Origin of the sequence: Kitasatospora sp. NPDC058170 (assembly GCF_042883905.1) — a bacterium.
In the GTDB taxonomy this organism is placed as follows: Bacteria; Actinomycetota; Actinomycetes; order Streptomycetales; family Streptomycetaceae; genus Kitasatospora.
In genome coordinates this window covers 47,327-65,576 of sequence record NZ_JBHVUV010000031.1, presented here as the reverse complement: position 1 = coordinate 65,576, position 18,250 = coordinate 47,327, and the positions used below count along the sequence as shown (strand labels likewise).

Here is an 18,250-nt window from a genome sequence, read left to right as displayed (position 1 = left end):
CCCGTGAACACCGAGCGACACCCCGGGGAACTTCGGGGAGAGGAGGAACGATGAGACTGCTGCTCGTCGAGGACGACGAACGCGTCGCCGCGGCGCTGGTCGCGGTCCTGGGCCGGCACGGCTTCCAGGTCCGCCACGCCCGCAGCGGGCACGAGGCGCTCGACGCCCTGGTGCCCGACGGCAACGACCCGTACCGCGTGGTCCTGCTCGACCTCGGGCTGCCCGACCGGGACGGCTTCGAGGTGTGCAGCCGGATCCGGGCCGGCAGCGGCGTGCCCGTGATCATGGTGACCGCGCGCGCCGACATCCGCTCCCGGATCCACGGTCTGAACCTCGGTGCCGACGACTACGTCACCAAGCCGTACGACATGGGCGAGCTGCTCGCCCGCATCCACGCGGTGGCCCGGCGCGGCGCCGCGCCCGCCGCCGTCGCGGCCCCCGCGCCCGACGCGGTACCGCAGCAGCGCGGCCCGCTGGAGTCCCGCGGCATCCGGATCGACCGCGAGCGCCGCCGGGTCAGCGTGGACGGCCGCGACGTGCCGCTCACCCGCAAGGAGTTCGACCTGCTGGCGCTGCTCGCCCAGAGCCCCGGCGTGGTCTACCGGCGCGAGCAGATCTTCAGCGAGGTGTGGCGCAGCGGCTGGGAGGGCAACGGGCGCACCCTGGAGGTGCACATCGGCTCGCTGCGCACCAAGCTCGCCCTGCCCGGCCTGGTCGAGGCCGTTCGCGGCGTGGGCTACCGGCTGATCCCCGAGTCCCCGGCCGCCGCCGCGGACGCGCCCCCGGCCCGCGCGGAGCACTGACCGCACGTGCGCAACCGCCTGCTGGGCATTCTGCTCGCGCTGATGCTCTGCGTCCTGGCCGCGCTCGGCCTGCCGCTGGCGGCGGCCGTCGCGGCCGCCGACCAGAGCCGGGTGGTGGTCGACCGGCTCGACGACGCGGCCCGGTTCGCCCAGGACCTTCCCATCTCGGGCGTCTCCGCCCTGGACGCCGCCCTCAAGGGCGACCTGGAGCCCGCGCCCGGCGACGTCAGCCGCCGGCACGCGCTGGACGCCGAGGTGGTCCGGTACCACGACCTCTACGGCGTGCGGATCGGCATCTTCCAGCGCGACGGCGTACCGATCGCCACCGCCCCGGCGGACTGGCGGGTCCCCGTCGGGGGCTGGGGGGCGACGGCCTTCCAGGAGGCGCTGGACGGGCGGCGCAGCCACAACCCGCCGCAGGTCTGGCCGTGGACCCCCGACCGGGCGCTGACCATCGCGACGCCGGTGGTCCGCGACGGGGACGTGGTCGCGGTGGTGCTCAGCGAGTCACCGACCGGCGCGATGCGCACCCGGGTGCTGCACCGCTGGCTCGTGATCGGGGCCGGGGAGGCCGCCGCGATGATCGTCGCGCTGCTGCTCGCGGTCCGGCTCACCGAGTGGGTGCTGCGGCCGGTCCGGACCCTGGACCGGGCCACCCACGACATCGCCACCGGCCGGATGAACGCCCGGGTCGCGCCCGGCGGCGGCCCGCCCGAGCTGCAGCGGCTGGCCCACTCGTTCAACGAGATGGCCGACCACGTGGTGCTCGCCCTGGACCAGCAGAAGGCCTTCGTCGCGGACGCCTCGCACCAGCTGCGCAACCCGCTGGCGGCGCTGATGCTGCGGGTCGAGCTGCTGGGCCTGGAGCTCCCGGAGGGGCACGACGAGGAGCTCGGCGGGGTCCGTGAGGAGGGCGTCCGGCTGGCCCGGGTGCTGGACGACCTGCTCGGCCTGGCCACCGCCGAGCACGCCCGCCCCGAGCCGGAGCCCACCGACCTGGCCGCGCTGACCCTGGCCCGGGTGGACGCCTGGCGGCCGGTGGCCGACCGGCGCGGCATCGAGCTGCGCTGGGAGGGGCCCGCGCTGGCGCTCGGGATGGCCGACCCGATCGGCTTCGGCAGCGCGCTGGACGCGGTGCTCGACAACGCGCTCAAGTTCGGCCCGGCCGGAAGCCGGGTGCGGCTGCTGGTCGCGGTGCAGCGCAAGGAGGTCGCGGTGACCGTCTCGGACGCCGGGCCCGGCCTGACCGAGGAGGAGCTGGCCCGGGCCGGCGACCGGTTCTGGCGCAGTCCGCGGCACCAGAACGTGGACGGCTCGGGCCTGGGCCTGTCCATCGCCCGCACCCTGCTGCTGGCCGGCGGCGGCTCGCTGGCCTTCGCCCCGGTGAAGCCGACCGGCCTCGCGGTGACCCTGGCGGTGCCGCGGCCCGACAAGGGCAGGCGGATCTAGCGGATCCGGGGGGCAGGCGGATCCGGGGGCCTCGGCCTGAGGGGCTTCAGGGCTTCAGGGCTTCAGGGCTTCACCGAGCGGTAGTAGCGCATCGCGCCCTCGTGCAGCGGGAGCGGGTCGGTGTAGACGGCGGTGCGCAGGTCGACCAGCTGGGCGGCGTGGACCTTGGCGCCGATCTGGTCGCGGCTGTCTATCACCGCCCTGGTCATGCCCTGCACCAGGTCGGTGTCCACGTCGTCCCGGGTGATCAGCAGGTTGGGCACGGCGACGGTGGCGACGGCGTCCTTGGGCTCGGCGTTGGGGTAGGTGCCCTTCGGCATGGTGGCGGCCCGGTAGGCGTCGGTGCCGCCGCCCTCGACCTGGTGGACGGCCTCGGCGAGGTCGCCGAGCGGCACGATCCTGATCCTGAAGCGCTCGGAGAGGCTGGTCAGCGCCCCGGTCGGCAGCCCGCCCGACCAGAAGAAGGCGTCCAGCCGCCCCTCCCGCAGCTGCTCGGTGGCGTCGCCGACCCCCAGCATCGCCGGCTGGATGTCGTGGTCGGGGTCGAGCCGGGCCGACGCGAGCAGCCGCCTGGTCACCAGGTTCACCCCGGACAGCGACTGGCCGACGCCGACCCGCAGGCCCTTCAGATCGGCCGTCCGGTGCACCGGGGAGTCGGCGGGGACCACCAGCTGCAGGTAGTCGTCGTACAGCCGGGCGATCGCCCGCAGCCGGTCCCGGCCGGGACCGGAGTACTGGGCGACGGCATCGGCGGTCGCGATCGCGAAGTCGTCCTGGCCGCTGGTCACCCTGGCCAGGTTGTCGATGGAGCCCTGCGAGTTGTCCAGCCGCAGCCGCACCCCCGGCATCGCCTTGGCGACGTGGGCCTCCAGCAGCTGCCCGTACTTGTCGTACACCCCGCCCTGCACACCGGTCACGAAACCCGTCGAACCGCGCGGATAGCCGGGCGAGCGGGCGGCCGACAGCCACCAGCCGCCCAGCCCGGCCAGCACCAGGACCAGGGCCAGCACCGTCCGCCACAGCGGGCTGCGGGCGGCCGCGCGGACGGCGGCGCCGAGTCGGGGAGCGGAGGTGGGGGCCATGCAGGGATAGTGCCAGGCGCGTGCGTCGAACGGGAGGGGAGGCGGGCGGGGAAAAGGGTTTCGCGGCTGCCCGTACCCTGGTCTGGTGAGCGGTGAGAGCGGATTGAAGAGCTACAAGGTCGTCACGTACGGCTGCCAGATGAACGTCCACGACTCCGAGCGGCTGTCCGGGCTGCTGGAGGACGCCGGGTACGTGAAGGCCGGCCAGGAGGGCGACCCCGACCTGGTCGTGTTCAACACCTGTGCCGTGCGTGAGAACGCCGACAACAAGCTGTACGGCAACCTCGGCCAGCTGGCGCCGGCCAAGAGCCGCCACCAGGGCATGCAGATCGCCGTCGGCGGGTGCCTGGCGCAGAAGGACCGCGACACCATCGTCAGGAAGGCCCCCTGGGTCGACGTGGTGTTCGGCACCCACAACATCGGCCACCTGCCCGCGCTGCTGGAGCGGGCCGCGGTCGAGCGCAAGGCCCAGGTCGAGATCCTGGAGTCGCTGGAGACCTTCCCCTCGACCCTGCCCACCCGCCGCGAGTCCGCGTACGCCGCCTGGGTGGCCATCTCGGTCGGCTGCAACAACACCTGCACCTTCTGCATCGTCCCCGCGCTGCGCGGCAAGGAGGAGGACCGCCGCCCCGGCGACGTCCTCGCCGAGATCGAGGCGCTGGTCGACGAGGGCGTCATCGAGGTGACCCTGCTCGGCCAGAACGTCAACGCCTACGGCTCCGACCTGGGCGACCGCGAGGCCTTCTCCAAGCTGCTGCGTGCCGCCGGCCTGATCGAGGGCCTGGAGCGGATCCGCTTCACCTCGCCGCACCCGCGCGACTTCACCGACGACGTGATCGCCGCCATGGCAGAGACCCCGAACGTGATGCACCAGCTGCACATGCCGCTGCAGTCCGGCTCGGACACCGTGCTCAAGGCGATGCGCCGCTCGTACCGGCAGGAGCGCTTCCTCGGCATCATCCGCAAGGTGCGCGAGGCGATGCCGGACGCCGCCATCTCCACCGACATCATCGTGGGCTTCCCCGGCGAGACCGAGGAGGACTTCGAGCAGACCATGCACACGGTCCGCGAGGCCCGCTTCACCAACGCCTTCACCTTCCAGTACTCCAAGCGCCCCGGCACCCCGGCCGCCGACATGGCGGACCAGGTGCCGAAGGCCGTCGTGCAGGCCCGCTACGACCGGCTGATCGCCCTCCAGGAGGAGATCTCCTGGGAGGAGAACAAGAAGCAGGTCGGCCGCACCCTGGAGATCCTGGTCGCCGAGGGCGAGGGGAAGAAGGACGGCCAGACCGACCGGCTCTCCGGCCGCGCCCCCGACAACCGGCTGGTCCACTTCACCCGGCCGGCCGAGCCGGTGCGCCCGGGCGACATGGTGACCGTCGAGATCACCTACGCGGCCCCGCACCACCTGCTCGCCGAGGGCCCGGCCCTCGCGGTGCGCCGCACCCGGGCCGGCGACGCCTGGGAGAAGCGCCAGGCCGCCCCGGCCGCCAAGCCGGCCGGCGTGCTGCTCGGTCTGCCGACCATCGGCGCCCCGGCGCCGCTCGCGGCAGCCCCGGCCGGCGGCTGCTGCGGCGACTGACCTCCGCGCACCGAGGCCCGGCGGGATCCCCGATCCCGCCGGGCCGCGTTCGTTAGAGTGATCCACATGCTGGTAGCCGCCGCCGTGTGCCCCTGTCCGCCGCTGCTCGTCCCGGAGGTCGCCGCCGGTGCGGCCGCCGAACTGGAGCCGCTGCGCCGTGCCTGCGACGAGGCGCTGGCCGCGCTGCTCGCCGCCGGACCGGAGCTGGTCGTGGTGGTCGGCACCGGCCCGGAGGCCGAGGTGTGGACCGAGGGCGGGGCCGGCTCCTTCCACCGCTACGGGGTGCCGCTGGTGGCCCGGCTGCCGTCCGGCGGGGTCGACGGGCCGGAGCTGCCGCCCGCGCTGACGGTCGGGGCCTGGCTGCTGGGGCGGGCCGGGGCCGCCGTGCCGACGCACGCCTGCGCGGTGCCCGCCGATGCGCCCGCCGACCGGATGCTCGGGCTCGGGCAGGGGCTGGCCGGGCTGGCCGACCGGGTCGGGCTGCTGGTCATGGGCGACGGCAGCGCCTGCCGCTCGGTGAAGGCGCCCGGCTACCTGGACGAGCGCGCCGAGGGCTTCGACGCGGCGCTCGCCGCGGCGCTCGGCTCGGCGGACCTGGCCGCGCTGGGCGCCCTGGACGTGGCGCTGGCCGCCGAGCTCAAGGCCGAGGGGCGGGCCCCCTGGCAGGTGCTGGCAGGCGCCGCCGAGGGGGCCGGCCTCACGGCGCGGCTGGGCTACCGGGAGGCGCCGTACGGGGTCGGGTACCTCGTCGCGTCCTGGAGCTGAGGCTCCGCCGGGATCAGGGATCAGGGATCAGGGATCAGGCATCAGGGATCCGGGATCCCGGCCGCCCGCCCCGAGGGCTCAGGCGGACGGTCCCTGACCGTTGCCGGGGGTGCCCGGGGCGCCGGGGCCGGGGCCCTCGCCCGGGGCCTTGGGCTTGTGGGCGAACTCGTCCACCGCCCCCTTGGCCTTGCTGGCGCCGTGCTCGATCTTCTCCGAGTACTTGCCCTTGGTCGCCTTGTCGATGGCGCCGCCGGCCTTGTCCACCGCGTGCTCGATCTGGCCGCTGTGCTTGCCGGCCAGTTCGCTCGCCTTCCCCTTGAGCTCCTCGGCCTTGCCCTTGAGGTTGTCCATCAGACCCATGGTGTTCTCACCGTTCCTCTCTGTCCTCTTGCCCAACGTCCGTCGCATCCGAACAGTTCGCACCTGTGGATATCGCTCGAATCGGTCATATCGTCGCCCAGTAGGACAGGCCGGGTGGGGAGGTCACCGGCGCGGCGGCGGTTTTGCGAGACTGGTGCGGTGAGCAGCTCCACGAACGACCAGCCCCGCGCCACCCGGCCCCCCGTGGTCTGCGTGGTCGGCGCGACCGCCGCCGGCAAGTCCGACCTGGCCGTCGCCATCGCGCGCAGCCTCGGCGGCGAGGTGATCAACACCGACTCCATGCAGCTCTACCGCGGCATGGACATCGGCACCGCCAAACTCACCCAGGAGGAGCGCGGCGGCATCCCGCACCACCTGCTGGACGTCTGGGACGTCACCGAGGCCGCCAGCGTCGCCGAGTACCAGCGGCTCGCCCGCGCCGAGATCGACCGGCTGCTCGCGGCGGGCCGCGCCCCCGTCCTGGTCGGCGGCTCCGGGCTGTACGTCCGGGCGGCGATCGACGAGATGGACTTCCCCGGGACGGACGCGGCCGTCCGGGCCCGGCTGGAGGAGGAGCTGGCGCAGGCCGGCCCGTACGCGCTGCACGGGCGGCTGGCCCAGCTGGACCCGGCCGCCGCCGAGGCGATCCTGACCAGCAACGGACGCCGGATCGTCCGCGCGCTGGAGGTCATCGAGATCACCGGGCAGCCGTTCACCGCCAACCTGCCGAGCAACACCGCCGTCTACGACGCGGTGCAGATCGGCGTCGCGGTGCCCCGCCCCGAGCTGGACGAGCGGATCACCCTGCGGGTCGACCGGATGTGGGAGGCCGGGCTGCCGGCCGAGGTCCGGGAGCTGGAGAAGATCGGTCTGCGCGAGGGCCGGACGGCCTCCCGGGCGCTCGGCTACCAGCAGGTGCTCGACCACTTCGCCGGGGAGTGCACCGAGGACGAGGCCCGCGCCGAGACCGTCCGCGCGACCAAGCGCTTCGCCCGCCGGCAGGAGTCCTGGTTCCGCCGCGACGACCGGATCCACTGGCTCTCCCGGCCGGCCGGAGCCGACCCGGCGGAGCTGCTGGCCCGCTCGCTCGAACTGATCGAACATCAGGAACAGGCCCGGTCGTAGGACGTATCCGGCCAATCCGCCGGTGCACCTGCGCGCGCAGGTGGGCGTGCAGGAAGAACCGGCGGTTACGGCCGGATCACGTGATGGCCACGGATCACCCGCCGACCCCGGTCAGGCCCGGAACGCCTCCCTGGACATGCCATCATCGATGCCATAAGGGTCGGCCCGTGCGGGCCGACCAGGCCCGGCCGCGAGTCCGCACTCGTGTCGAACTGTCAGGGGAGGCCGCGTGTCGACGGGTACCGGCCCCGAAACCGGGCAGCGCAGGAGTGCCACCGCCGAGGCCGACGGCCCGGACGCCTCGACCCTCCCGGACCTGCCCGTGCTGCCAGGCCTGGACGTGCCCACCTCCTACGCGATCGCCCTCCCCGCCCTCGACACCCGCGCCCCCGCCGGCGCGGTGCACGAGCGGGAGATCCGCCCGCGCCGCCGGCTGCGCTGGTGGCAGACGCTGCCGATCGCCCTGCTGGCCACCGCCGGCTCGCTGATGTTCGCGTTCCCGCTGGCCTTCGGCTCGGGCGGGACCGGCTCCGCGATGGTCGGGATGCTCGGCCTGCTGCTCACCGCCGCCTCGGTCGGCTGGGGCGCGATGGCCGCCCGGCACGCCGGGTACAAGTGGCCGGGCCTGCCCCGCCGCGGCTCCGGCGAGCGGGCCGGGTGGAAGGCGATCGTGATCTACACGCTGATCGCGCTGGTCGCCTGCGCGCTCGCCCTGTGGCGGGTCGTCCACCTGCGCTGACCGCGCGCCGCGGACGGCCCCGGCCGACGGTCCGCCTGCCGGTCCGAGGCGGTGCCCCACTGGCCGGATCAGTACCATCGGGAGGGTGAGCGACTCCTCCCAGCAGCCCGCGGGCCTGCCCTTCCTCAAGGGCCACGGCACCGAGAACGACTTCGTCATCCTCCCCGACCCGGACGGCCGACTGGCGATCGGCCCCGCGGCCGTCGCCGCGCTCTGCGACCGCCGGGCCGGGATCGGCGGTGACGGCCTGCTGCGCGTGGTGCGCTCCGCCGCCGACCCGGCCGCCGCGGCGCTGGCCGACCGGGCCGAGTGGTTCATGGACTACCGCAACTCCGACGGCAGCATCGCCGAGATGTGCGGCAACGGGGTCCGGGTCTTCGCCCGCTACCTGGTCGAGGCCGGGCTGGCCAAGCCGGGCGAGGTGGCCGTGGCCACCCGGGCCGGGGTCCTGGTGGCGAGGGTCGCCGAGGACGCCGCGGACGGCACGCCCGGCCAGGTCACCGTGGACATGGGCCACGCCCGGCTGCCCGGCCCGGACGGGATCGAGGTGGCGGTCGGCGACCGGCGCTGGCCGGCCCGCAACGTCAACATGGGGAACCCGCACGCGGTGGCGTTCGTGGCGAGCCTGGACGACGCCGGCGACCTGCTGAAGGCGCCGCTGACCAGCCCCGAGGGCGCCTACCCGGAGGGCGTCAACGTCGAGTTCGTGGTGGACCGCGGCCCGCGCCACGTCGCGATGCGGGTGCACGAGCGCGGCTCCGGCGAGACCCGCTCCTGCGGCACCGGCGCCTGCGCCGTCGCGGTGGCCGCCGCCCGCCGGGACGGCGCCGACCCGGCGCTGACCGGCGAGTCCGTCAGCTACACCGTGGACCTGCCGGGCGGCCGACTGGTGATCACCGAGCACCCGGACGGCCGGGTGGAGATGACCGGTCCGGCGGTGATCGTGGCGAGCGGCGTGCTCGACCCGCGGTGGCTCGAAGCCCTGGAGCGCTGAGGGCGGGCGGTTTGCCCATTTCGCGAGGCGGCGAATCCCCCCGTTCGGGTGATCCCCATGACGGACGGGGAGCAGCGCGTCGCGGAACGTGCTGTGCTCGGTAGCATGGACCACCGGGTCGGCCATCGGCTCCGGTGACCGCTGCCGGAGGTGCCGATGACCATCGAAGCCGGGCAGCCCCTGGCGGGGCAGCCGACATCCGCACGGCAGGCCGGGCCCAGGCGGCCCCTCGGCGGGCTGGGCCGGGCCGCACTCGGCCGGGCCGGCCGCGCGGCCCTGCTGGCCACCGGCCGCCCGGAGCTGCCGGACGCCATCGAGCCGCTCGTCCAGGCCCACCGCCGCCACCACCCGCAGGCCGACCTCGGCCTGCTCGGCCGGGCCTACCGGCTCGCCGAGGCCAGCCACCGCGGCCAGAAGCGCAAGAGCGGCGAGCCGTACATCACCCACCCGCTGGCCGTCACCATGATCCTGGCCCAACTCGGCGCCGGCACCACGACGCTGGTCGCCTCGCTGCTCCACGACACTGTCGAGGACACCGAGTTGACGCTCGACCAGGTCGGCGAGGGGTTCGGTCCCGAAGTCGCCTACCTGGTCGACGGGGTGACGAAACTGGAGAAGGTCGACTTCGGCGCCGCCGCCGAGGCGGAGACCTTCCGCAAGATGCTGGTCGCCACCGGGGACGACGTCCGGGTGATGGTGATCAAGCTCGCCGACCGGCTGCACAACATGCGGACGATCCGGCACATGAAGCCCGCCAGCCGGGTGCGGATCGCCAAGGTCACCCGGGACGTGCTGATCCCGCTGGCCGAGCGGCTCGGCATCCAGGTGCTCAAGGCGGAGCTGGAGGACATCGTCTTCGCCACCCTGCACCCCGAGGAGTACGCCCGTACCCGCGCCCTGGTCACCGGGCACGAGGAGGGACCGGACACCCTGCTGGAACCCTTCGCCCGGGCGCTGGCCCGCCAGCTCGCCGAGGCCGGGGTCGCCGCCGAGGTGACCGTCCGCCCCCGGCACTGCGTCTCGCTGCACCGGGTGCTGCTCAAGCGGGCCGCCGCGCCCGGCCCGGACGGGCGGCCGCAGGGCCCCCAGCCCGCCGACTTCGGGCGGCTGCTGGTCGTCGTCGAGGAGAACGCGGACTGCTACGCCGTGCTCGGCGAGCTGCACACCTGCTGGACGCCGCTGCCCGGCGAGTTCAAGGACTTCGTGGCCGCCCCCAAGTTCAACCTGTACCAGTCGCTGCACACCGCGGTGGCGCTGGACGGCGGCACGGTGGTCGAGGTGCTGGTCCGCACCCGGCGGATGCACGAGGTGGCCGAGACCGGGGTGGTGGCCCTGGGCGACCCCCGGCAGCCCGGCGCCGACCAGGGCGCCGACGAGCTGGACCGTACCGACCCGGCCCGGCCCGGCTGGCTCAGCCGACTGCTCGAATGGCAGCAGGACACGCCCGACCCGGACGCCTTCTGGTCCGCGCTGACCGCCGACCTCTCCGGCGACCGCGAGATCACCGTCGTCACCGAGGACGGCGAAACGCTTCAGCTGAGGGCCGGGGCCAGCTGCGTGGACGCCGCGTACCTGCTCGGCGAGGACACCGGCCACCGATGTATCGGCGCCCGGGTCAACGGCCGGCTCACCGCCCTGTCCACCGTGCTCCAGGACGGCGACCGGCTCGCCGTGCTCACCGAGAGCGGGCCGCGCGCCGCCGAGCCCTCCGGCCCGGCGCCCGAGTGGCTGGCGCACGCCCGCACCCCCGGGGCCCGGCTGGCCATCGAGCGCTGGCTGGCCGACCACCCGACCCGGGTACCGGTGGTGCGCACCGGCCCGTCGGCCGGGCAGCCGGCGCCGCCCGCGCACCGCGCCGCCGAGCGCGGTGCCGCCCCCGCCACGGTGGCCGACCGGCCCGGGGCGCCGGTGCGGCTGGCCCGCTGCTGCACCCCGGTGCCGCCGGACGCGGTGAGCGGCTTCGCGATCCGCGGCGGGGTGGTGGCCGTGCACCGCGGCGGCTGCCCGGCGGGGGAGCGGATGCGGGCCGACGGGCGCGGCGTCCTGGAGGTGCACTGGCAGCCCGGTGCGGCGCCGCCCTCCGGGTACCGGGTGACGCTGCGGGCCGAGGCGCTGAACCGGCCCCGGCTGCTGGCCGACCTCACCGCGGCGATCTCGGGGGAGGGCGTCGGGATCGTCTCGGCGGAGGTCGAGCCGCCGCAGGAGCTGAGGGTCCGGCACACCTACACCGTGGAGCTGCCCGAGCCGGGTGCGCTGCCCGCCGTGATGCGGGCGATGCTGAAGGTCTCCGGGGTGTACGACGTCGGCCGCCCGCACGCCCCGGCCCCGGCGCCCGCCGCCGCCTCGGAGGCGGCCTCCGGGGCGGACCCCGCTCCGGCGCCCGACCCCGGCCCCGTTACCGGCACCAACCCCGCCACCGGCCCCGCCCCCGATCCGGCGCCCGCAGCCGGGTCGGGCCCGGCGCCCGACCCGGGAAATGGGGATGACCCGCCCGCGCCGGGCGTGCGACCATCATGGGGAATTCACGGCCGGTCCGCGGCGTTCACCGGGCACTGAGTAAAACAGCCTGGGTGCAGCCCGCGGTCCTCAGGGGTAGCTCACACCTCGCCCGAGCGGTAGACGGGGCGGCAGCTGGGCAGACTCCGGGTGCGACCGTCCGTACGGTCGCAGACAGGCCATCCGCACCAGTAGCCAAAGGACAGAATGACCTCCACGTTCGACACCCGCGACAACGCCGACGCCGGCCGCCGCCTGGACGGCCTCCGGGCGGAAGCGCTCATGGACGAGGACCTCGCGGCCATCGACGAGGACCTCGACCACCACTACGACGGCGACCAGTACGACCGCAGCGAGCGTGCCGCCCTGCGCCGGGTCGTCGGCCTCTCCACCGAGCTCGAGGACGTCACCGAGGTCGAGTACCGCCAGCTCCGCCTGGAGCGCGTGGTGCTCGTCGGCGTCTGGACGGACGGCACGGCCGAGGAGGCGGACAACTCGCTGGCCGAGCTCGCCGCCCTCGCCGAGACGGCCGGCTCCCAGGTGCTCGACGGCGTCATCCAGCGCCGTGACAAGCCCGACGCGGCGACCTACATCGGCTCCGGCAAGGCCAAGGAGCTGCGCGACATCGTCGCGGCCACCGGCGCCGACACCGTGGTCTGCGACGGTGAGCTCACCCCGGGCCAGCTGATCCAGCTGGAGGACGTCGTCAAGGTCAAGGTCGTCGACCGGACGGCCCTGATCCTCGACATCTTCGCCCAGCACGCCAAGTCCCGTGAGGGCAAGGCGCAGGTCTCGCTCGCGCAGATGCAGTACATGCTGCCGCGCCTGCGCGGCTGGGGACAGTCGCTCTCCCGGCAGATGGGTGGTGGTGGCTCCGGCTCCTCCGGCGGCGGTATGGCCACCCGTGGCCCCGGTGAGACCAAGATCGAGACCGACCGGCGCCGGATCCGCGAGAAGATGGCGAAGCTCCGCAAGGAGATCGCCGCGATGAAGACGGGCCGTGACACCAAGCGCCAGGAGCGCAAGCGCCACCAGGTGCCGTCGGTGGCCATCGCCGGCTACACCAATGCCGGCAAGTCCTCCCTGCTCAACCGGCTCACCGGTGCGGGCGTGCTGGTGGAGAACTCGCTGTTCGCCACCCTCGACCCGACCGTCCGCCGGGCGCAGACCCCGAGCGGCCGGGTGTACACCCTGGCCGACACCGTCGGCTTCGTCCGGCACCTGCCGCACCACCTGGTCGAGGCGTTCCGCTCGACGATGGAGGAGGTCGCCGACGCGGACCTCATCCTGCACGTGGTGGACGGCTCGCACCCCGAGCCGGAGACGCAGCTGGCCGCCGTCCGCGAGGTGATCCTCTCGGTCGACGCCCAGCACGTGCCGGAGGTCGTGGTGATCAACAAGGCGGACGCCGCCGACCCGCACGTCCTGCAGCGCCTGCTGCGCCGCGAGCCGCACGCCATCGTGGTGTCGGCCCGCAGCGGCCAGGGCATCGCCGAGCTGCTGAAGCTCATCGACGACGAGCTGCCGCGCCCCGCGATCGAGCTGCAGGCCCTCGTCCCGTACACCCGCGGGGACCTGGTCTCCCGGGTGCACGCCGAGGGCGAGCTGATCTCCACCGAGCACACCGGCGAGGGCACGCTGCTGCACGCCAAGGTGGCGGCGGAGCTGGCGGCCGAGCTGGAGCGCTACACGGTCGCACTGACCCAGGGCTGAGCCGCGACGCCTCGGGCCCCGGCCCCCCGATCCGGGGGGCCGGGGCCCGAGGCATGACCGGAGGCGGCTACCGCACGTTCTTGCTGAAGTAGCCGAAGGCCTGCTTCGCCTGGTCCTGGAGCGAGGGGCCGGCCAGGTACTCCGACGGGTTGCGGTTGCCGATCGAGTTGAGGCTGATCAGGTTCGGCTTGCCGTCCCGGATGATGAACCAGCCGCCGCCGGCGGCGCCGCCGGTCATGGTGCAGCCGATCACGTACATCGGTGGGCGCGCCGCGTCGAAGGAGAGCCTGGTCGGCCGGACCGCGGAGTCGCAGTGGTCGAGCTCCATGCCGTCGAACGGCCGCTCGGCGGGGTAGCCGTACGAGGACGCCGAGGTGATCTGGTCGCGCGGGGCGTTGAACCAGATCGGGATCGAGCCGCCGACCGCCTCCTCCAGCGAGGGGCCGGAGCCGCTCTCGTTCCTGACCCGGATGATCCCGTAGTCGTACTGGGCGTTGGCGCCGACGCCGCTCTCCTTGAGCCAGGTCGGCGAGACCAGCGCGCGAACCGCCGTCCAGCGCCCGTACGGGGAGACCTGCTGCTCGGTGTACGGCTTGCCCCGGCCGGCCTGGCCGTCCCGGTTGTAGGCGGGGACGAAGGCGAGGTTCTTCATCCAGCCGCCGCCCTTGCCGTCGTGCAGGCAGTGCGCGGCCGTGTAGACCAGGTTGCTCCGGCCCGGGTTGGCCGGGTCGCTGACCACCGTGCCCGAGCACGCCGCATCGCCCTCGGGCGCGGTCATGAAGATCCTGCCGACCACCCCGGTGCCGGGGCCGTACGGGTGCGGCACCGGCTTGGCCGCGACGGCGGCCGGCGGCGGATCGCGGTCGACGCCGGGCGCGGCCGTCCGGTGCGAGAACTCCGGGGTCGCCCGGGCCTTGGCGCGCTCCATCCGGGCGATGGACCAGAAGCCCTGGGCCAGCTCGTTGACGAAGGCGTTCTCGCCGACGAACCTCGCCCAGTCGGCGACCTTCCAGTTGGCCAGCTCCTGCGGACCGGTGGGCAGCCCCGCGCCCGGCCGGGCGGCGGCCGCCGGCGGCCCGGACGCGGCGTCGGAGCCGCCCGGGCCGTCCGGGGCGCAGCCGGCCGCGGCGAGCGAGAGCGCGGTGAGCACCGCGGCACCGGCCGGCACGGCCCGGCGCCGCGGCGCGCGGCGGCTGGTCTTCGGCATGGTGAATCCGTCCCCGTTGGCGTTCCCGGCGGCTACTGCTTCTTGGAGATCCAGTCCAGGGCCTGCCTGGCGACCGCCTCCAGGTAGGGGCCGCTCAGCGAGGTGTGGTCCTGGGTGCCGATCGAGGTGTTGCTGACCAGCGCGGTCTTCCCGTCCGGCATGGTGGCGAACCAGCCGCCGCCGCTGGCGCCCTGGGTCATGGTGCAGCCGATGGTGAGCATCGAGGGCCGCTTCGGATCGAACGACAGCCGGGTCGGCTTGCCGCCGTCGCACTTGTACAACTCCTGGCCGTCGAACGGCTTGTACAGCGGGTAGCCGATCGCCGAGACGCCGAGCTTGTCGCGGGGGGCGTCGAACCAGACCGGGACGGCCGCGCCGACCGTCTCCTCCAGCGACTTGCCGGTGTCGTTCTGGTTGTGCACCCGCATGATCGCGAAGTCGTACTGGTTCGCCGCGTCACCCGACCCGCCGCCCTCGACCATCCACTGCGGGGAGGTCGACACCTGGTCCGCCCACCAGGTGCCCAGCGGGGCCAGCTCGGACAGCGGGGCCTTCTTGCCGCCGCTGGAGGCACCGGAGTTGTTGTACGCGGGGACGAAGACCAGGTCCTTGAAGAAGTCGCCGCCCTTGCCCGCGTGCACGCAGTGCCCGGCCGTCCAGACCAGGTTGCTCCTCCCCGGCCGCTGCGGGTCGGTGATCACCGTGGCCGAGCAGTTGCCCCGGCCGCCCTGGGCGCTGAAGAAGACCTTCCCCGAGGGCTGCTTGGTGTACGGGCGGGCCACCGGGGTCGCCTTGACCACCGGCGGCTCGGGGTCGGTCACCCCCGGGTCCTCGACCGGCTTCGTGCTGGGCGGCGCCGGCTCGGCCGGCTTGGAGTCACCCATCTTGTCCGGGTTCCAGAAGTCCTTCACCACCGGGTTGTTGAAGACGTGCTTGGACGCCCACTTGTCCCAGTCCTCGAACTTCCACTTCCGCAGGTCGTCCCAGCTCGTCGGCAGGCCCTCCAGCAGACTGGTCGGGATGCCGGAGGGCAGGGTCAGCCCGCCGATCACGCCGCCGCCCCCGTTCGCGGTGGTGGCGCTCGCCGAGGCGGGCGGCGGGGCGGCGGTGGAACCGCCCGACGGGCCGTCCGGACCGCAGGCGCTCACGGCGAGCAAGGTCCCCGCGGCGAGGGCGGCGGCGACGGCTGACCGGTGGATCGATGGCATGGTGTTCGCTTCCCCCTGCTGGTCCTGTGCGGTGGCGGCACGCCGCCTTGGAGTCTCCCACTGGCCACCAGGACGGCACCGGCCGACCCCTGGTTGCACTGCTGACCACCGGTCACCGGGTTGTGACGAAGCCCCCGCGGTGTCGTTGGAGCGACAGGCCCTCCCTCCTGAGTGTTGAACAATTCCCGCTCTTCACTCGGACGAGTGATCCGTTCTTGTGATCACCCGTCAGGGATAGGTAACCCTTACCTGACGCACCGGTGCGAGCGCCCGCCAAACCCCCTCCACCAACCGCCCGCGTCCGCACCTCCACGCGCCCCAAGGAGCAGCCTTGAGCACCGCCCTCACCGGAGCCCCGCCCGCGATCCCGGCGCGCCGGACCGCCCCGGCCCGACCCGCCCAGCCCGACCCGCTGCCGCACCCCGACCCGCTGTTGCACCCCGACCCCGCCGTCGCCGCCGAACAGGCCGCGATGGAGGCCCTGTTGCGCTGCTGGGCCCGCGAGACCGGTGCCGCCCCCGGCTCGGACGGACGGCTGCGGATCGCCGTCCTCGGCGGCGCCGCCCGGCTCTCCGCACCCGTCCGCTACTGGTCGCCCGGTGGCTGGCACCGCTTCGGCCCCGCGACCCTCGCGGCCGGCGAGGGCGCCGCCGACGCCCCGGTCGACGCCGTCACCGCCGCGGCCCTGCTCGCCGCCGCGGCCGCCGACCGCCCCGACCCCGGCCAGGTCGCCGACCTCGCCGCCCGGGTCGCCGACTCCGTCGTGCGCACCGCCGACATCCTGGCCCACCGCCGCACCGCCGCAGCCCCCGGCGGACCGGAGGGCTCGCACTTCCTCGCCGCCGAACAGTCCCTGCTGCTCGGCCACCCCCTGCACCCCACCCCCAAGAGCCGCGACGGCCTCGGCCCCGCCCAGAGCGCCGCCTACTCCCCGGAGCTCCACGGCTCCTTCCGACTCCACTGGTACGCCGTCGACCGCAAGCTGCTCGCCGCCGGCTCCGCCGTGACCGAGAGCGCCGACCGGATCACCGCCGGGCTCCTCGGCGACCGGGCCCTGCTGCCGCCCGGCACCGCCGCCCTGCCGCTGCACCCCTGGCAGGCCCGCGAACTCGCCCTGCGCCCCGCCGTCGCCGCCCTGCTCGCCGACGGACTGCTGCACGACCTCGGCCCGCACGGCGAGCCGTGGCACCCCACCTCCTCGGTGCGCACCGTCTACCGGCCCGGCACGCCCTGGATGCTCAAGCTCTCGCTCGGCCTGCGGATCACCAACTCCCGCCGGGAGAACCTGCGCAAGGAACTCCACCGCGGCCTGGAGATGCACCGGCTGCTGGAGAGCGGCCTGGCCGCCGAATGGCGGGCCGCCCACCCCGGCTTCGACATCGTCCGCGACCCCGCCTGGATCGGCGTCGACCACCCCTCCCTCGGCGACCCCGGCGGCCTGGACACCGTGCTGCGCGCCCAGCCCTTCGGCCCCGCCGAACGCGCCCTCTGCGTCGCCGGCCTGGTCGCCGAACAGCCGCTCGGCACCGGCGACACCGTGCCCTCCCTGCTCGGCGACACCCTGCGCACCCTCGCCGCCCGCTGCGGCCGCCCGCCGGCCACCGTGGCCGCCGAATGGTTCCTGCGCTACCTGGACGCCGTCGTCCTGCCCGTCCTGTGGCTGGACGGACAGGCCGGCATCGCCCTGGAGGCCCACCAGCAGAACAGCCTCGTCCTGCTCGACCGGGACGGTTGGCCGGCCGGCGGGCGCTACCGCGACAACCAGGGCTACTACTACCGGCAGAGCGCCGCCGAGCGACTCACCGCCCGGCTCCCCGGCCTCGGCGCCCGGAGCGACACCTTCCTGACCGACGAGGTGATCGACCACCACTTCGCCTACTACCTCGGCATCAACCACGTCCTCGGCCTGATCGGCGCCTTCGGCTCCCAGCGGCTGGCCGACGAGAGCGTCCTGCTCGCCGCCCTGCGCGGCTTCCTCGCCGGCCCCCGGGTCGCCGCCACCGGATCCGCGCTGCCCGCCCTGCTGCTGGACGCACCCACCCTGCCCTGCAAGGCCAACCTGCTCACCCGGATCAACGGCATGGACGAACTCGTCGGCCCGGTCGCCAGCCAGTCCGTCTACGTCGACATCCCCAACCCGGTGGCAGGCCGGTGACCCTGCTGCCCGACGACGCGCCCGCCCGGGCCGCGCTGCCCACCGCCGCCGGCGAGTTCGCCCTGCGCCCGGTCCGGCTGCCCGCCGACCTGCCGCTGCTCACCGCCTGGATGAACGACCCCGAGGTCGCCGCCTACTGGGAGCTCGATGGCCCGCCCGCCACCACCGAACGCCACCTGCGCGCCCGACTCGACGGCGAGGGCGGCAGCCTGCCCCTGATCGGACTGCTCGACGGCACCCCGATGAGCTACTGGGAGGTCTACCGGGCCGACCTCGACCCGCTCGCCCGCCACTACCCCGCCCGGCCCCACGACACCGGGGTCCACCTGCTGCTCGGCCCCGCCGCCACCCGCGGCCGGGGCCTCGGCGCGACCCTGCTCGACGCCCTCGCCGCCGACATCCTCCGGACCAGGCCCCGCTGCGAACGGGTGGTCGCCGAACCCGACGTCCGCAACCGCCGCTCGGTCCGCGCCTTCGAACGAGCCGGCTTCGCCCGCGCCGCCGAACTCGACCTGCCCGACAAACGCGCCGCCCTGATGATCCGCGAACGCCCGCCCCACTCCTCCTAGGAC

Annotated in this window: 15 protein-coding genes; 11 read left to right on the top strand and 4 right to left on the bottom strand. The window is 74.5% G+C overall.

All coding sequences use genetic code 11. The features are described 5' to 3' along the window. Positions 1–50: 50 nt before the first annotated feature. On the top strand, positions 51–803 hold the full coding sequence (locus ACFVVX_RS30075; RefSeq protein ID WP_387950158.1) for a response regulator transcription factor: 753 nt from the start codon (positions 51–53) through the stop codon (positions 801–803). Between the two features lie 6 nt (positions 804–809). Then, complete coding sequence (locus ACFVVX_RS30070) at positions 810–2,252, top strand: sensor histidine kinase (protein ID WP_387950156.1); 1,443 nt, start codon at positions 810–812, stop codon at positions 2,250–2,252. A gap of 62 nt (positions 2,253–2,314) precedes the next feature. Here the strand turns inward: ACFVVX_RS30070 and ACFVVX_RS30065 are convergent, their stop codons facing one another. Continuing rightward, on the bottom strand, positions 2,315–3,334 hold the full coding sequence (locus ACFVVX_RS30065; RefSeq protein ID WP_387950154.1) for a TAXI family TRAP transporter solute-binding subunit: 1,020 nt from the start codon (positions 3,332–3,334) through the stop codon (positions 2,315–2,317). An 85-nt stretch (positions 3,335–3,419) separates the two neighbouring features. Here ACFVVX_RS30065 and miaB point away from each other — a divergent pair, with 85 nt between their 5' ends. Continuing rightward, a complete protein-coding gene (gene miaB, locus ACFVVX_RS30060) occupies positions 3,420–4,916 on the top strand; it encodes a tRNA (N6-isopentenyl adenosine(37)-C2)-methylthiotransferase MiaB (protein WP_387950152.1) in 1,497 nt (498 codons plus the stop codon). 66 nt (positions 4,917–4,982) lie between these two features. Next, positions 4,983–5,681: a class III extradiol dioxygenase subunit B-like domain-containing protein gene (locus ACFVVX_RS30055; protein WP_387950151.1), complete on the top strand. Its 699-nt coding sequence runs from the start codon at positions 4,983–4,985 to the stop codon at positions 5,679–5,681. Positions 5,682–5,759: 78 nt separating this feature from the next. Here ACFVVX_RS30055 and ACFVVX_RS30050 read toward each other — a convergent pair whose 3' ends face one another. After that, entirely contained in the window at positions 5,760–6,032 is a 273-nt protein-coding gene (locus ACFVVX_RS30050; RefSeq protein WP_387950149.1) for an antitoxin, read from the bottom strand. Positions 6,033–6,200: 168 nt separating this feature from the next. On the opposite strand from ACFVVX_RS30050, the gene miaA reads away from it, so the two are divergent. The 5 genes from miaA (at position 6,201) to hflX (ending at position 13,108) form a co-directional block, all read left to right on the top strand. Then, a complete protein-coding gene (gene miaA / locus ACFVVX_RS30045; protein WP_387950147.1) occupies positions 6,201–7,166 on the top strand; it encodes a tRNA (adenosine(37)-N6)-dimethylallyltransferase MiaA in 966 nt (321 codons plus the stop codon). A gap of 229 nt (positions 7,167–7,395) precedes the next feature. Continuing rightward, positions 7,396–7,905, top strand: coding sequence for a hypothetical protein (locus ACFVVX_RS30040; RefSeq protein WP_387950146.1), 510 nt, complete (start codon positions 7,396–7,398; stop codon positions 7,903–7,905). A gap of 85 nt (positions 7,906–7,990) precedes the next feature. Next, the gene (gene dapF / locus ACFVVX_RS30035; RefSeq protein WP_387950144.1) at positions 7,991–8,899 is read left to right on the top strand and encodes a diaminopimelate epimerase; all 909 of its coding nucleotides are present in this window, start codon (positions 7,991–7,993) and stop codon (positions 8,897–8,899) included. 156 nt (positions 8,900–9,055) lie between these two features. Further along, the gene (locus ACFVVX_RS30030) at positions 9,056–11,455 is read left to right on the top strand and encodes a RelA/SpoT family protein (RefSeq protein ID WP_387950142.1); all 2,400 of its coding nucleotides are present in this window, start codon (positions 9,056–9,058) and stop codon (positions 11,453–11,455) included. A gap of 147 nt (positions 11,456–11,602) precedes the next feature. Beyond that, positions 11,603–13,108 carry a GTPase HflX gene (gene hflX / locus ACFVVX_RS30025; RefSeq protein ID WP_387950141.1) on the top strand — a complete coding sequence of 502 codons (1,506 nt, stop codon included), beginning with the start codon at positions 11,603–11,605 and terminating at the stop codon, positions 13,106–13,108. Between the two features lie 67 nt (positions 13,109–13,175). Here hflX and ACFVVX_RS30020 read toward each other — a convergent pair whose 3' ends face one another. Both ACFVVX_RS30020 and ACFVVX_RS30015 read right to left on the bottom strand, forming a co-directional pair. Next, on the bottom strand, positions 13,176–14,315 hold the full coding sequence (locus ACFVVX_RS30020; RefSeq protein ID WP_387950140.1) for a trypsin-like serine peptidase: 1,140 nt from the start codon (positions 14,313–14,315) through the stop codon (positions 13,176–13,178). Between the two features lie 32 nt (positions 14,316–14,347). Next, positions 14,348–15,523 (bottom strand): trypsin-like serine peptidase, encoded by a 1,176-nt coding sequence (locus tag ACFVVX_RS30015; RefSeq protein ID WP_387950139.1) that lies wholly within the window; start codon positions 15,521–15,523, stop codon positions 14,348–14,350. Positions 15,524–15,854: 331 nt separating this feature from the next. Between ACFVVX_RS30015 and ACFVVX_RS30010 the strand changes: the two genes are divergently transcribed. After that, positions 15,855–17,678, top strand: a complete 1,824-nt coding sequence (locus tag ACFVVX_RS30010; protein WP_387950137.1) for an IucA/IucC family protein — start codon at positions 15,855–15,857, stop codon at positions 17,676–17,678. Beyond that, positions 17,675–18,247, top strand: a complete 573-nt coding sequence (locus ACFVVX_RS30005; protein ID WP_387950135.1) for a GNAT family N-acetyltransferase — start codon at positions 17,675–17,677, stop codon at positions 18,245–18,247. The genes ACFVVX_RS30010 and ACFVVX_RS30005 overlap by 4 nt, the downstream gene beginning before the upstream one ends. Positions 18,248–18,250: the final 3 nt, after the last annotated feature.

Bases quoted from the DNA above. Each gene is read 5' to 3' on its own strand.
- ACFVVX_RS30075 (WP_387950158.1), top strand. From the start codon at position 51: ATGAGACTGCTGCTCGTCGAGGACGACGAACGCGTCGCCGCGGCGCTG.
- ACFVVX_RS30065 (WP_387950154.1), bottom strand. From the start codon at position 3,334: ATGGCCCCCACCTCCGCTCCCCGACTCGGCGCCGCCGTCCGCGCGGCC.
- ACFVVX_RS30055 (WP_387950151.1), top strand. From the start codon at position 4,983: ATGCTGGTAGCCGCCGCCGTGTGCCCCTGTCCGCCGCTGCTCGTCCCG.
- ACFVVX_RS30050 (WP_387950149.1), bottom strand. From the start codon at position 6,032: ATGGACAACCTCAAGGGCAAGGCCGAGGAGCTCAAGGGGAAGGCGAGC.
- ACFVVX_RS30030 (WP_387950142.1), top strand. From the start codon at position 9,056: ATGACCATCGAAGCCGGGCAGCCCCTGGCGGGGCAGCCGACATCCGCA.
- hflX (WP_387950141.1), top strand. From the start codon at position 11,603: ATGACCTCCACGTTCGACACCCGCGACAACGCCGACGCCGGCCGCCGC.
- ACFVVX_RS30020 (WP_387950140.1), bottom strand. From the start codon at position 14,315: ATGCCGAAGACCAGCCGCCGCGCGCCGCGGCGCCGGGCCGTGCCGGCC.
- ACFVVX_RS30015 (WP_387950139.1), bottom strand. From the start codon at position 15,523: ATGCCATCGATCCACCGGTCAGCCGTCGCCGCCGCCCTCGCCGCGGGG.